Below are 13,575 nucleotides of genomic sequence, written 5' to 3' on the forward strand. Positions count from 1 at the left end.
CCGGCCCCTCCGGAATGTGAGGCGGCGCCCTGACCTCAGGCGCTTCGACCTCACATTCCGAGGGGCCGGCCGGTCATACGACTGAGAACCGTTGCGATGAAGGAAGAAAGAGAGATGGGAGGGTCATGACCATCCAGTCCGGGCCGGGCGACAGCCGTCTCGATCCACATCTGAGCGTGATCGTCAGCGAGCGGCGCCGGCTGCTCAACCTCGCCTACCGCCTCCTCGGCTCCCTGTCCGAGGCCGAGGACGTCGTCCAGGAGACCTACGCCCGCTGGTATGCGATGTCCCGCCCGCAGCAGCAGGCCGTCGAATCGGTCGGCGCCTGGCTGACGACGGTCGCCAGCCGCATCTGTCTGAGCCTGCTCGGCTCAGCCCGGGCGCGGCGGGAGCGCTATGTGGGCGAGTGGGTTCCCGAGCCGGTGCCGGAGCCCGCCGAGTGGATCACCGGGCGGCCGGGGGACACCACCGGCGACCCGGCCGACCGCATCACGCTCGACGAGTCGGTCAACATGGCCTTCCTCGTCGTGCTCGAATCCATGACCCCGGCCGAACGCGTCGCGTTCATCCTCCACGACGTCTTCCGCTACCCCTTCGCCGAGGTGGCCGACATCGTCGGCCGCACCCCGGCGGCATGCCGCCAGCTGGCGTCCTCGGCCCGCCGCCGGATCCGGGCCGCGCAGGCTCCCGCGCCTCCGACGGCCCAACAGGCCCGTATCGTCAGGGACTTCAAACAGGCATGGGAAGCCAAGGACGTCAACGCCCTCATCGGCCTCCTCGACCCCGACGCCACCGCCACTGGCGACGGCGGCGGAGTCGTCACGGCCTCGCTCGACCCGGTCGAGGGCGCCGAGCGGATCGCCCGCTTCCTCACCGGTCGGGCCGGTGCGGGCAGTCTGACGGTCCGGGAGTGCACGGTGAACGGCCGGCCCGGTCTGGTGGCTCAGTCCGACGGCGTCACCGTGTCGGTGTACGCGTTCGACGTCGTGGGCGACCGGATCAAGCGCATCTGGGCCGTACTCAACCCCGACAAGCTCCGGCCCTGGACGTGATCCTCACGCGGGCGCTCCCCCGCCGGTCACTGGCAGCGGTCGACGGCCTCGATCAGGCGAGCCGCCTCCCCGAGCGCGGCGCGCAGCTCGCCGGGGTCGGTCACTCCGGTGTACGTATCGCCCGGCGGCACCAGCCAGCCGGTGCCGGTCAGCGGCGGTGACACCGTGCCGCCGCCCTCCTCGTCGCCGTCCTCGGCGGCGCCGCCCGTGCTCAGCCGGACCCCGCACCCAGGCGTCTGTGCGCATTCGCTGCCCGGCAGGTCCCAGCCGGCCGCGGTGCCGGCGGGCACCACGAAGCCGAGCGTGTCACAGGCGTTGTCGTGCAGCACGGGGCCGACGCCGTCGCGTACGCGACGGAGGATGTCCACCGCCTCCAGCCCTTGACGGGCGGGCACGGTCACGAGGTCACAGTCCTGACACGGGAGATGCTGAGCAGCCGTCCGCGAGCCACTGATGTCCACTCCGGCCTCCCTCTCGACGGGTTGCAAAGAGCTCAACGCATGACAGTGTCAACGGCTACGGCCGAATGCCGCCATAAAGGATGGCACTTCATGGCAAATCGCGGGCGATTTGCTCGCTTTTGTCCCCATCGTCCGAGTGTCGGGCGTGCCCCAGCCGGTACGGTTCTCCTCTCGCCCACACGGGAGCACCGTCAGGGAGGGGCCGCCATGACGCCGCCTCCAGCGTCTTCGCCGTCACAGTCTTCGTCGCCACAGCCTTCGTTACCGAGGTCTTCGTCACCCCGGCCGAACGCCGCCTTCCGGCGGCTGCGCGGACAGCTTTCCCCATCCGAGTTCGCGGCGGCCGTACGGAGAGCCGCGCGGGAGATCGGCGAGCAGGTCTCATGCGACGCCCGCTATATCGGCCGCGTCGAATCCGGGGCGATCCGCTGCCCCAACTACGCGTATGAGCGCGTCTTCCGCCATATGTTCCCCGGCCGCACGCTGACGGATCTGGGCTTCTCGCCCCGCGAGGCGGTACGCGGCCGCCAGCCCTGGCCCGCCGCGCAGACGATCCCCGCTGCGGCCCCCGTTGCGGCCCCCGCGCCGAACGCGGGGCCGGGCCCCGGCCGCCGGGCGGCCCCCGCCGAGGAGGGCGATCCGCCGCGCCGCCCCTTCCTGTTCCAGGAGCCGGTCGGCGGGCCCGGCGGCCGGATCGGCGAGCCGGAGGCCGCGGCCGTCGAGGAAGCCGTCCGCCGGATCCGGCTGCTGGACGACCGGCACGGCGCGGACAGCATCTACCCGCACACCGCCCAGCCGCTGAACGCCGCGTACGCCCTGCTCGACGCGGGCGCGCGGCGCCGCTCGATCGCCGACCGGCTGTACGCGGGCGCCGGGGAACTGGCCATCTCGGTGGGCTGGCTGGCCCATGACTCGGGCCGCTTCACCGACGCCCGCGCGCATTACGCGGAGGCCCTGGCCACCGCCCGCGTCACCGGCGACCCTGCCCTGGAGGCACACGCCTTCTGCAACGCCGCCTTCCTCGCCCGCGACGCGGGCCGCCCCCGCGAGGCCGTACGTGCCGCCCAGGCGGCGCAGCGGGCCGCGGGCCGCCTCGCCTCGCCGCGGCTGCTGTCGCTGATCGCGCTCCGCGAGGCGGGCGGCTGGGCCTGGCTCACCGACCGGTCCGGCTGCGAACGCGCCCTGCTGCGCGCCCAGGCGCTCTTCAGCCGCGGCCCGTCCGACGCCGACCCCGAGTGGATGACCTTCTACGGAGAGGCCGAGTTGGAGGGCCTGGAGGCGCAGTGCTGGTCGGCGCTCGGCGACTGGGGCCGGGCCGTCGAGCACGCCCGCCGCGCGGTCGCCCTGCAGAACCCGCACTTCACCCGCAACATCGCGCTGTTCACCACGGAGCTGGCCAGCGATCTGCTCGCGGACGGCGCCCCGGACGCGGCGGCCGTCGCGGCGGGCCGCGCCCTGGAGCTGATGGACCAGGTCAAGTCCGCCCGCATCCGGCAGATGCTCGACGAAACCGCCCGCGTACTGCGCTCCCACGGCCGCAACGCGGTAGTGGCCGACTTCCTCGCCCGCTACGAGGCGCAGACCTGAGCCCGCAAGCCGCCCGTCAGCCCAGGTGACCCGTGTCGTTCCAGCGCTCGATGGCCGGTTCGCCGTATGCCCAGCCCAGGACGGACAGGGAGGTCGGCTCCAGGCGGATCCGGGCCGCGAAGGACACGTCGAGGCCGAGCCAGCGCGCGCCCAGCGTGCGCAGGATGTGGCCGTGTGCGAAGACCAGCACGTCCCGGTCGGCCGAGCGGGCCCACTCCACCACCGCGTCCGCCCGCGCCGCGATCTCAGCCGGCGTCTCGCCCTCGGGGACGCCGTCGCGCCATATCAGCCAGCCTGGCCGGATCGCCTGGATCTCGGCGGGGGTCATCCCCTCGTACGCGCCGTAGTCCCACTCCAGCAACGCGTCCCAGTCCCGCGCCCGGTCGCCGAACCCCGCCAGCTCGCAGGTCTCCTTGGCCCTGGCCAGCGGGCTGGTGCGCACCTCGACGCCCGGCAGGCCCGCCCACGGCCCGTGGTGCAGCCGCTCGCCGAGCAGTTTGGCGCCGCGCCGGCCCTCCTCCAGGAGCGGGATGTCGGTGCGGCCGGTGTGCTTCCCGGACAGCGACCACTCCGTCTGTCCGTGCCGGGCCAGGAGGATGCGTGGTGCCATGGGGGATTGCCTTTCACCGGATCGGGAGCGGGATCGGGAGCGCCTCACCGGGGCGGTAGCGCCGTACCGTCCCATCATCGCTCACCCGTTCCGGACGCAACCCCGGGGGCGATCTCGGCGTCTTCCTGATCGCGCACCCGTCCGCGGGGGGAAGTCGGGCAGGGGGATGCCGGGGGATTCCAGCAGCGGCGACCCGCGTTTTCCGGACGCATCTCGGGGGCGGTGCGCGAGTCGCTTGGCCTACACCGTACGGTTGACCGCGCGCCATTTCTTGGCCGCCTGATCTTTTTGGAGAGCGTCCGGATGCCCCAGACCGCGCCCCGCGCCGGAACATGGCAGGGCAGTAGGCCACGTTGGTGGACCGAACTGCCCCTGATAGCTGTGGTGTACGCGGCGTACTCGGCCGGCCGGCTGCTGGCCCGGGGCGACGTGACCACCGCCGTCGACCATGGCCTGGGCATACTCCATCTCGAACAGCGGCTGAACATCGACTTCGAGACCCCGCTCAACAACATATTCACCGGCCACAAGCTGATCGGGATACCCGCCGACTTCGCCTACGCCTCGCTGCACTACGTGGTCACCCCCGTGATCCTGGCCTGGGTGTGGAAGCGCCGCCGGGCCGCCGACTACCGGCTGCTGCGCACCTGGCTGTTGGTCTCCACTCTCATCGGGCTGGTGGGCTTCACGCTGATGCCGACCTGTCCGCCCCGGCTGCTGGATGCGGGTCACGGCTTCGTCGACACGATGGCGCAGTACAGCTCGTACGGCTGGTGGGGCGGCGAGGCGAGCGCGCCGCGCGGGCTCGGCGGGCTCACCAACCAGTACGCGGCCATGCCGAGCCTCCATGTGGGGTGGGCGCTGTGGTGCGGCGTGGTGCTGTGGCGGCACGGGCGCTCGGCGTGGATCAAGGCCCTGGGGGTCGCCTATCCGCTGGGCATCGCCCTCGTGGTGATGGGCACCGCGAACCACTACTTCCTCGACGCGGTCGCCGGGGCGGCCGTCATGGGGCTCGGACTGCTGCTGGCCAAGCCCGCGCTGCGGCTCGCCGCCCGGATCCGGGCCCGCCTGAGCTCGGCCACCGACGAGGCCACCGGAACCGCTGCTCCGGCCGTGAACGGGGCTTCAAACCTCAATGTCGCCGCGAATGTCGGTGACAAGTGCGAGACTTCGGCGCGTGAACGGGAACGGATCCCTCGACAGCAGGGCAGGGACGCGGACAGAAGCACGGGCGGCGACAGCGGTGGCAGGGAGGCCGGCGCGGCGGTCCGAAGCGGCAGCGGCGGCAAGACCGCCGCAGCCGGGGACGGCGCTGCGGCAGCGGCTCGCTGAGCTGCGCGGCCCGACCACCACCCCGCACCCCCTGGACGCCCGCGCGCTGGCCGCGCTGGCCGCCAATCCCGGCTGCCGCCGCCGCGCGCTGCTGGACGGCGCGGGGGTCGACAAGCTCGCCCTCGCCCAGGCGCTGGGGTCGCCCGGGTCCTTCGGGCAGTCCCAGTTCGCCCACCAGCGGGGCAATACGTTCGAGGCCCGGACCAAGGCGGACGGCGGCGAGGCGCTGATGCGGCTGCTGTACGAGCGGCTGCGCGACGGCTCGCCCGCGCCCGAGCCGGGCACCACCGCGGTCCCCGACCTGGCCGCGTTCGGCCCGCAGGGCCGTACGGCGCGTACGGCGCTGGCCCTGCGGGAGGCCACGGAGGCCAAAGGCTGGGCGCTGCTCGACCACCCCATGGTGAGCCTGGACATCGCCGGCTCCCCCGCCTTCCTGGAGCCGGACGCGGTCGTGGTGCACCCCGACGGCTCGTGGACGGTCGTCGAGATCAAGTCCTTCCCGATGGTGGACGGCTCGGCGGACGCGGCCAAGGTGGGCGCGGCGGCCCGGCAGGCCGCGGTGTACGCGCTGGCGCTGGAGCGGGTGGCCGCCCAGGCGCACGCCCGGGTGCGCCATGAGGTGCTGCTGGTGTGCCCCAAGGACTTCTCCAACCTCCCCACCGCGGAACTCGTCGATGTGCGCAAGCAGCTGGCCGTCACCCGGCGGCAGCTGACCCGCCTCACCCGGATCGAGGAGATCGCCGCCGCGCTCCCCGAAGACCTCACCTTCGATCTGCGGCTTACGGACGACGGCCGCACCGTGACCCGGCCGGTCGACGAGCTGATGGCCGCCGTGGAGACGGTGGACGCCGCCTACGCCCCGGAGTGCCTGTCCGCGTGCGAGCTGGCCGTCCACTGCCGGGCACGGTGCCGGGCGGCGGGCGGCGTCGAGTCGCTGGGCCGGGGGGTACGGGGCGAGCTGGGCGGGCTCACGACCGTGGAGGCGGTGCTCGCGGCGGCCCTCGGCGAGGCCGGGGGCGAGGGCGAGGCCGAGGGCGTCCACGGCACCGACAGCCTGGCCCCGACCACCGGTGACCCCGCCGTCGACGCCCTGCGCCGCGCGGCCGCCCTGCGCGCCGAGGCGCTGGGGGCCGTGCAGACGCCCAGCAAAGAGGCCGAGGAAGCAGTGAAGGCAGTGGAGGCGGTGTGTCGCTGATCACGTCCCTGGCCCGGATGGAAGCCGTCCGGGACGGGCGGGCGCGGCCCGTCGCGACGGTCCGCCATCGCCATCTGTCCGACCGGCCGCTGGTCTTTGTGCCGCTGACCACCGCGGGCGAGGCCGGCGCCCCGCTGGGCGCGCTGGTGGGGACCGAGCGGGACGCGCCGCGGCTGCTGGCCGTGGCGCAGCCGCGCGACCGGGATCTGCGGTTCGCGTTCCTCGCCGAGCTGGCGGAGGTGGTGCTGCCGTACCTGGACTCGTACGCGGACGAGGTCGACCTGGAGGAGCGCAAGGAGACCGACCCGGAGACCGGGAAGAAGGTGCCGGTCCAGGTCGAGCTGTGCGCGGACGCCCCGCAGCTGGTGGTGCCCAGCGGCGCGGGTGTGGAGTTCGTACGGCTGCTGGGCCGGTCGATGCGGTTTCGGCGGACGGCCGAACAGGACCCGGAGACGCCGTTCCCCGCGCCCGCGCGGGTGCCGCTGCTCGGGCGGTGGCTGACGCACTACGGGGAGCGGTCCCGGGTGCCCGGTTCGTGTCTGCTGCCGGCGATGACGGACCTGCTGACCCGCCACTGGGCGACCGGGCAGTCCAACCTGGAGGACCAGCACCTGGGCGCGCTGCTGGCCTGGATCGACCCGCCGGAGGGGGAGCCGGGGGACCGGGCGGCGCTGCGGGCCGAGTCGGAGCGGGACGCGGCCGGGCAGCTGCTGTGCCCGCCGGCGGGCCCGGCCACCGACCCGGCCTTCGACAACAAGCTGCTGGCCCCCGCGATGGCCCGGTACGACGCGGCGCGCATGGCGGCCGCCGGGGCCGTGGACGGGGCCCGCGCGGAGCGGCACCACGCCGAGCTGCACCGCGCCGAGGCCGAGATCCGCGAGCTGATCGCCACCCAGATGCGGCCCACCTGGGACGCGGTGTGGCGGGGTCTTGACCTGCTGCGCGCGCTCCCGGAGGGGGCGCGGGTGGCCGAGCGGTGGAAGCGGGACCGCTGGTCGTACACCGGCCACCGGGACCGGGTGCGCGCCGGGGAGCCGCCGCAGCCCAAGCTGGACGACGCGGTGACCGCCGCGCAGAAGCTGGCCGCCCGCGAGACCGCGCAGGCACAGTTGGAGGCGCAGGAGGCGCTGGACGACCCGCTGGTGATGGCGGGGCGGCGGCTGGCCGGGGAGGCGTTCGCCGGGGAGGTCGCCGAGGTGGTCATGGCCTGGTCGGAGGCGAAGGTCCCGCGCCCGCGCCCGCTGGTCACGGTCCGCACCGGGGACCGCCCGCATCTGGGCGAGGGCGTGAAGCTGTACCGGGTGCTGGCCGACGGCAGGACGCAGACCGGGGAGTTCGCGGGCTACGAGGAGCTTGCCGACCCGGCCGAAGGCGCGCTGGTCGTGCGGCTGACCGGCGGCATGGGGCGGGGCAAGACCCCGGAGCAGGGTTCGGTGCCCGAGCCGGGCGACCGGGTGTGCTGGACCCTGTTCGAGCACGCCCCGCGCGGCGGCCCTGAGCTGCCCGACGTAGAGGCCACGCCCTGGACCCACGGCGGCCCGCCCGGCGCGGACGCCGCGCAGGCCCCCGACCCGGTGACCGAGGAGGACTTCCTGTGACCGCCCCGAACCCGGCCACAGAGGGCGCGCCCGGCAGAGCCTCCGCCGGGCGCGCCGAGGCGTTCGACCCGGCGGCGGCGGCCGCCCGTGCGACGGACGCGATCCTGCACGACACCCTGCACGGCCCGCACCGGGGCGTGGTCGTGGACTCCCCGCCCGGCGCGGGCAAGTCGACGCTGGTGGTGCGCGCGGCCCGTGAGCTCTCGGCGGCCGGTCGGCCGCTGATGGTGGTCGCGCAGACCAACGCGCAGGTGGACGATCTGGTGGACCGGCTGGCCCGGGAGGACCCGGAGCTGCCCGTGGGGCGGCTGCACAGCAGCGAGCCGCATCCGTACGACCCGGTGCTGGACGGGCACCCGGCCGTCCGCGCCTCGGCCAAGGTCGCCGACCTCGCCGGGCTCGACATCGTCGTCTCCACGGCCGCGAAGTGGGCGCACGTCAAGAACGTGGAGCCCTGGCGGCACGCGATCGTCGACGAGGCGTACCAGATGCGGTCGGACGCGCTGCTGGCCGTCGCGGGGCTCTTCGAGCGGGCGCTGTTCGTCGGCGACCCCGGGCAGCTGGACCCGTTCAGCGTGGTGGGCGCGGAGCAGTGGGCGGGCCTGTCGTACGACCCGTCGGCGAGCGCGGTGAGCACGCTGCTGGCGCACAACCCGCACCTTCCGCAGCACCGGCTGCCGGTGTCCTGGCGGCTGCCCGCCTCCGCCGCGCCGCTGGTCTCGGACGCCTTCTATCCGTACACGCCGTTCCGCAGCGGCACCGGCCACGGCGACCGGCGGCTGAGCTTCGGCGTTCCGTCCGACGGCTCGGGCCCGGACCGGGTGCTGGACGAGGCCGCCGAGTCGGGGTGGGGGCTGCTGGAGCTGCCCGCCCGGCGGACGCCTCGTACGGACCCGGAGGCGGTGGGCGCCGTGGCCCTGGTGGCGCGGCGGCTGCTGGACCGGGGCGGGGCCGCGGTCAGCGAGCGGTCGGCCGACCCGGTGCCGCTGACGGCGGACCGGATCGCGGTGGGCACCGCGCACCGGGACCAGGCGGCGGCCGTCCGGGCCGCGCTGGCCGACCTGGGGGTGGTGGGGGTCACGGTCGACACGGCCAACCGGCTCCAGGGGCGTGAGTTCGATGTGACGGTGGTGCTGCACCCGCTGTCGGGGCGGCCGGACGCGACGGAGTTCCATCTGGAGACCGGCCGGCTGTGCGTACTGGCCTCCCGGCACCGGCACGCGTGCATCGTGGTGTGCCGGGCGGGGGTGACCGAGCTGCTGGACGAGCATCCGTCGACGGAGCCGGTGCAGCTGGGGGTCACGGTGAAGTTCCCCGATGGGTGGGAGGCCAACCACGCGGTCCTTGCCCACCTGGCGGAACACCGTGTCAGCTGGCGGCCATCGGGTATGTCCTAAGGCGCTCTTGCCCCGCGCGCGACAATGGGGGGAGAGAACGAGACAGCTCGGCCGATAAGCCCCGCAACGGGTTCGACGATTCACGAGGAGAGATCACATGCCCGAGCCGCATCCGGCTCAAGGCCCGCACGGCACCGCGCCACGGCGGCTGAAACCCGCACCCCTGCTCTTCGAACCCACCGCGGCCGTCGCGGACGAGGCGCACTTCTTCGATCTGGAGTCCATCGAGGACCCGCGTGAGCTGCTGTCCCGCTCCACGGAACTCGTGCTCGCCTTCCGGGCGGCGACCGACCGCGCCATGGAGTTCCAGGCGATGGCCGCGGCCCAGCTCGCCGATCCGCGCCGGTTCGACCGGCTGACCCCGGCCGTGATCGCGGAGCGGGCGGAGTGGACCGAGGACTATGCCAAGAAGATGGTCGAATTCGGCCGCGAGCTGATGCGGGGCGGCGGCGACGCGTCGGACTGATCGCGAGCGCGAGCGGTACGCGGCCGTTGGCATATGCGGGCGGAAGATACCGCAACCCCTCATCGTCACGTACCGGTTTTCCCTCATTCCCCTACGTCACGTCATCCACCGGTAAGTGTAGAAACATGAGCGAATGGCCTCGGGACTCACATCACGCCGCCGCCTATGTCACCCCCGCCGGAGCGGACTGGCTCGCCTCGGCCAGCGCCTGCCCCCGTAGCGTGCACACACTGTGGGCGCAGCGCCCCACCGTGCCCGTCACCCTGCCGTGCGGCACCGCCTTCGACGTGGTCAGCATGGACGCCCTCTTCGGCCGCCGGGTGGTGAGCCGGTTATGGACCGACGGGCCGGGCACCGGTCCGGTGGCCACCCAGCGCGGCCGCGTCATGCTGTTCGCCGTTCCGGGCGCGGCCCGGCGGCTCGCCGCGCTGCTCGGCTGGGAGGAGTGGGCGGCGTCCGCCCCACCGCTGCTCTGCTACAGCTGGGGCGACGCGGTGACCGTCCCGCCGCCGTACCCCGAGGAGACGCCCGCCACCGAGGGCCGCTGGCTGGTCGCCCCCGACGTCCGGCACCCCTGGCTGCCCGGCCCCGAGGCGCTACTGTGGGCCTGCGTCAGGGCCGCCCGCGCGGCGTCCCAGCTCCTCGGCCGCACCGCTGTGACCAGCACACCCGCCGTTTTTCCGGGGTGAGAGATATCGATTTTCACTCCGCCGGATCCGGGTGCTAAGGTCTTCTACGTCAGCAGGCGCCGCTAGCTCAGTTGGTTAGAGCAGCTGACTCTTAATCAGCGGGTCCGGGGTTCGAGTCCCTGGCGGCGCACAGACAACGCGAAGGCCCCCTCGTTCCGACGAGGGGGCCTTCGCGTTTTGTGCACGTTCAGTGCTGATGCGTGACGGCCCGTGCCGCCGCCTCCCGGATGTCGTGGAGCAGTTCCGCCTGGCGCAGCACGTCGGCCCGCCCGTCCGGCGCCTCCCCGCCGCCCTGGGCGTCCCGGACGGCCCGTACGAAGGCGGCTAGGGTGTTCGCCACCTGGTCGTCGGGCGCCACCGGCAGCTCCTGGTCGCCGTCCGCGCGCCGCAGCCGGATCTGGGGCTCGAAGTCGGCGGGCGGGGTGTAGGCGCGCTCCACGCTCAGCCGTCCCTCAGTGCCCCACAGCTCGTATCTGGCCACATAGGGATGGTCGAGTCCGAAGGTCAGCTGGGCGGTGACCCCCTCGGGGGTGTGCAGCACGGCGGCCCCGGAGGTGTCGACCCGCCGCCCCTCGCCCTGGGTGAGCACCGCGCCCGCGACCCGCAGCTCGGGGCCCAGGAAGTGCAGCGCCGCGCGCACCGGATACACGCCGACGTCCCACAGCGCGCCACCGCCCAGACCGGGGGCGTAGCGGATGTCCGTGTCCTGGAGCCGAGGGATGGCGAACGCGGCGTGCATCGCGCGCAGTTCACCGATCGCCCCCTCGGCGAGCGCCTTGCGCACGGCCTCGTGCTGGCCGTGGTGGACGAACATCACGTTCTCCATCAGCACCAGACCCAGCTCGCGGGCGAGGGCCAGCAGCTCGGCGGTGCGCGCCAGGTCGGTGGTGAGCGGCTTCTCGGCCAGCACATGCTTGCCCGCGCGCAGCGCCGCCGCCACCCACGGTGCGTGCAGGGCGGCGGGCAGCGGTACATACACCGCCTCCACCTCCTCCAGCGCCAGCAGCTCGGCGTACCCGGTCACCGGACGGCAGCCGTACGTCCGCGCCGTCTCCACGGCCTTGGCCGCGTCCCGGCTGGCCACCGCCACGACCTCGGCGCCCGGCGCGGCCACCATGGCCGGCAGCATCCGGCGGCGCGCGAAACCGGCACAGCCCAGTACCCCGACGCGCAGCCCGGCGTCACTCATCGGCCGTCCCCTCCCATCGCTCCCAAGCAGGCCAGCAGCGTACGCGCTTGGACGTTGACGTAGTGGCCGTGCCGGACCAGCGAGCGCAGTTGGGCCGGGGTGACCCAGCGGTATCCCGGCGGCGGGTCGAGCGGGGCGTCGTCGCACTCCACGACCAGGGTGCGGCTGTCCGCGTTCAGGAACCGCCCGCCCTCCTCCGAGTGCACCGCCTCGTACCGCACCCGGCCGCCGTGGGGGGCGAGGACCAGGTCGAGGAAGGGCGGCCGGTCCGCGGAGGGGAGATGGTCCCAATTCGCGGGGGTGCACTGGACGGTGGGGCCGAGCTCGACCGTGTCGAGGAAGCCGCCCTCGACGCGTGCGTGCGCGAGCACATGCAGCACCCCGCCGATCCGCCGCGCCACGAACGCCGTGACCCCGGCCCCCACCGGTTCGAACAGCGGCTGGGTCCATTTGCTCACCTCGCGGCTGGCGGCCCGCACCGACACCGCCACCACCTTGAAGTACCGGCCCTCCTCGTGGTCGACGGACCGCTCACCGCGCACCCAGCCGGGGACGGAGGCCAGCGGGACGCGCTCGACCCGCAGTTCGCGCCGGGAGCGCTCGCCGGTGAACCAGGACAGCAGCTCGGCGTCGGTGTGCAGCGCGCGCTCCCCGGCGCTGGGCCCGTGCTCGGTCCCGAGCTCCTGTCCGTACTCCGGCATACAGGACAGCACCGTGCGCGCGTCCATGTTGATGACCAGGTCCTGGTGGAGCAGTTCATTGATCTGCCCCAGGGTCAGCCAGCAGAAGTCGTCGTACAGCGGGACGTCGTCCAGCGCCTCGACGATCATGTTGCGGTTGCTCTTGCGGTAGAACCACGAGCCGTGTTCGGACTGCAGGGCATCCGCCAGGACCTGGCCGCGCCCGGGCGTGACGAAGTAGTCCAGATACTTCACGTCCAGGCCCTTGTGCACCTTGGTGTAGTTGGAGCGGGTCGCCTGCACGGTGGGCGACAGCTGGAGCAGATTGGGGTTGCCCGGCTCCATCTTGGCCTGCATGAGGAAGTGCAGCACCCCGTCGAACTCCTTGGCCAGGATGCCGAGAATGCCCACCTCGGGCTGGACGATGATCGGCTGGTGCCAGCCGCGGTGCGGGCCCTCGTCGGTGGCGGCGGACAGCCCCTCCACGGTGAAGAAACGCCCGCTGCGGTGCACCAGATTGCCGGTGCCGGACTCGAACGACCAGCCGTCCAGCTCGGCGAACGCGATGCGGTCCACGCTGAAGTCATGCGCGCGCCCGCGGTCGGCGAGCCAGCCGCCGAAGTCCGCGGTGCGCACCCGGCCCCCCTGGTTCGCGGCGGCCGACCGGGCCAGCCGGGCGGGCAGCCCGGGGTCCTCCCGGGGCCGCAGTACGGGGCGGGTCGGCAGGCTGGTGGTCGACACGGGGCTGCTCCTCGGTCTGGAGATACGTATGGGCGTGGGCGGGCGGTGCCGGTGTGGCCTGGTGTCGTGTGCCTATGGTGCACATGAGGCTTGCGCCGGGCTTACAAGCCTGGTCACCGCCTCGTCCGGCCCCGCCATCGACAGCACCTCGGCGCGCAGTTCGCGCGCGGCGGCGGCGTACGAGGGCTGTTCCAGCAGCGCCGACAGCTCGGCGAAGAGGCGGGCGGGCGACGCGTCCACCGGTACCAGCCGCCCGGCGCCCACGAGGGCGAGCCGCGCCCCGTTGAGCTGCTGCTCCGGGCGCGGTGCGACGACCAGCTGCGGCACCCCCGCCGCGGCGGCGGCCACGACGGCCGTACCGCCGCCCTGGTGCAGCACGGCCCGACAGCCCGCCGGGAGCCGGTACGGCGGCGCTGCCGGGCCTGGCCACAACACCACCTCCGCGCCACGCGTCTCGGCGTGCCGCAGGGCGGCGCGTACGGGCTTCGGCGGACCGCCGGGGTCGTCCCAGGCGACACAGACCCGATACGCGGCCTTGCCCTCCTCAGACGCTCCGTCCTGCCCGTCCTGCCCGTCCT

The 13,575-nt window shown here is 73.7% G+C and carries 13 protein-coding genes and 1 tRNA gene; 9 read left to right on the forward strand and 5 right to left on the reverse strand.

Annotated features, from left to right (window positions below; translation table 11 throughout):
• Positions 1–125: 125 nt before the first annotated feature.
• Entirely contained in the window at positions 126–1,052 is a 927-nt protein-coding gene (gene sigJ / locus CCN51_RS21585; RefSeq protein ID WP_014179455.1) for an RNA polymerase sigma factor SigJ, read from the forward strand.
• A 26-nt stretch (positions 1,053–1,078) separates the two neighbouring features.
• Here the strand turns inward: sigJ and CCN51_RS21590 are convergent, their stop codons facing one another.
• Entirely contained in the window at positions 1,079–1,513 is a 435-nt protein-coding gene (locus tag CCN51_RS21590) for a hypothetical protein (RefSeq protein WP_078610636.1), read from the reverse strand.
• A 207-nt stretch (positions 1,514–1,720) separates the two neighbouring features.
• On the opposite strand from CCN51_RS21590, the gene CCN51_RS21595 reads away from it, so the two are divergent.
• Positions 1,721–3,100, forward strand: coding sequence for an NsdA family TPR-like regulatory protein (locus tag CCN51_RS21595; protein WP_245881664.1), 1,380 nt, complete (start codon positions 1,721–1,723; stop codon positions 3,098–3,100).
• A 16-nt stretch (positions 3,101–3,116) separates the two neighbouring features.
• Here the strand turns inward: CCN51_RS21595 and CCN51_RS21600 are convergent, their stop codons facing one another.
• Complete coding sequence (locus tag CCN51_RS21600) at positions 3,117–3,710, reverse strand: histidine phosphatase family protein (protein ID WP_014179452.1); 594 nt, start codon at positions 3,708–3,710, stop codon at positions 3,117–3,119.
• Positions 3,711–4,013: 303 nt separating this feature from the next.
• Here CCN51_RS21600 and CCN51_RS21605 point away from each other — a divergent pair, with 303 nt between their 5' ends.
• The 7 genes from CCN51_RS21605 to CCN51_RS21635 all read left to right on the forward strand — a co-directional run bounded on the left by CCN51_RS21605 (position 4,014) and on the right by CCN51_RS21635 (position 10,517).
• A complete protein-coding gene (locus tag CCN51_RS21605) occupies positions 4,014–5,042 on the forward strand; it encodes a phosphatase PAP2 family protein (protein WP_043487545.1) in 1,029 nt (342 codons plus the stop codon).
• Positions 4,954–6,237, forward strand: coding sequence for a hypothetical protein (locus CCN51_RS21610; RefSeq protein ID WP_014179450.1), 1,284 nt, complete (start codon positions 4,954–4,956; stop codon positions 6,235–6,237). Before CCN51_RS21605 ends, CCN51_RS21610 begins: the two co-directional genes overlap by 89 nt.
• Positions 6,228–7,835 carry a hypothetical protein gene (locus tag CCN51_RS21615; protein ID WP_014179449.1) on the forward strand — a complete coding sequence of 536 codons (1,608 nt, stop codon included), beginning with the start codon at positions 6,228–6,230 and terminating at the stop codon, positions 7,833–7,835. The genes CCN51_RS21610 and CCN51_RS21615 overlap by 10 nt, the downstream gene beginning before the upstream one ends.
• A 101-nt stretch (positions 7,836–7,936) precedes the next feature.
• Positions 7,937–9,232, forward strand: coding sequence for an AAA domain-containing protein (locus CCN51_RS21620; RefSeq protein WP_055414293.1), 1,296 nt, complete (start codon positions 7,937–7,939; stop codon positions 9,230–9,232).
• A gap of 97 nt (positions 9,233–9,329) precedes the next feature.
• On the forward strand, positions 9,330–9,698 hold the full coding sequence (locus tag CCN51_RS21625; RefSeq protein ID WP_014179447.1) for a hypothetical protein: 369 nt from the start codon (positions 9,330–9,332) through the stop codon (positions 9,696–9,698).
• A 125-nt stretch (positions 9,699–9,823) separates the two neighbouring features.
• Positions 9,824–10,387 (forward strand): bifunctional DNA primase/polymerase, encoded by a 564-nt coding sequence (locus CCN51_RS21630; RefSeq protein WP_014179446.1) that lies wholly within the window; start codon positions 9,824–9,826, stop codon positions 10,385–10,387.
• Between the two features lie 56 nt (positions 10,388–10,443).
• Positions 10,444–10,517: transfer RNA gene (locus CCN51_RS21635), tRNA-Lys, on the forward strand.
• A 57-nt stretch (positions 10,518–10,574) separates the two neighbouring features.
• On the opposite strand, the gene CCN51_RS21640 is transcribed toward CCN51_RS21635, so the two are convergent.
• The 3 genes from CCN51_RS21640 to CCN51_RS21650 form a co-directional block, all read right to left on the reverse strand.
• Positions 10,575–11,576 carry a Gfo/Idh/MocA family protein gene (locus CCN51_RS21640; protein WP_014179445.1) on the reverse strand — a complete coding sequence of 334 codons (1,002 nt, stop codon included), beginning with the start codon at positions 11,574–11,576 and terminating at the stop codon, positions 10,575–10,577.
• A complete protein-coding gene (locus tag CCN51_RS21645; RefSeq protein WP_014179444.1) occupies positions 11,573–12,997 on the reverse strand; it encodes an NDP-hexose 2,3-dehydratase family protein in 1,425 nt (474 codons plus the stop codon). Before CCN51_RS21645 ends, CCN51_RS21640 begins: the two co-directional genes overlap by 4 nt.
• 72 nt (positions 12,998–13,069) lie before the next feature.
• On the reverse strand, positions 13,070–13,575 hold a 506-nt coding region (locus tag CCN51_RS21650; RefSeq protein ID WP_342749388.1), incomplete at its 5' end, for a nucleotide disphospho-sugar-binding domain-containing protein.

The sequence above is a fragment of the Streptomyces milbemycinicus genome (assembly GCF_002154605.1).
GTDB classification, from domain to species: domain Bacteria; phylum Actinomycetota; class Actinomycetes; order Streptomycetales; family Streptomycetaceae; genus Streptomyces; species Streptomyces milbemycinicus.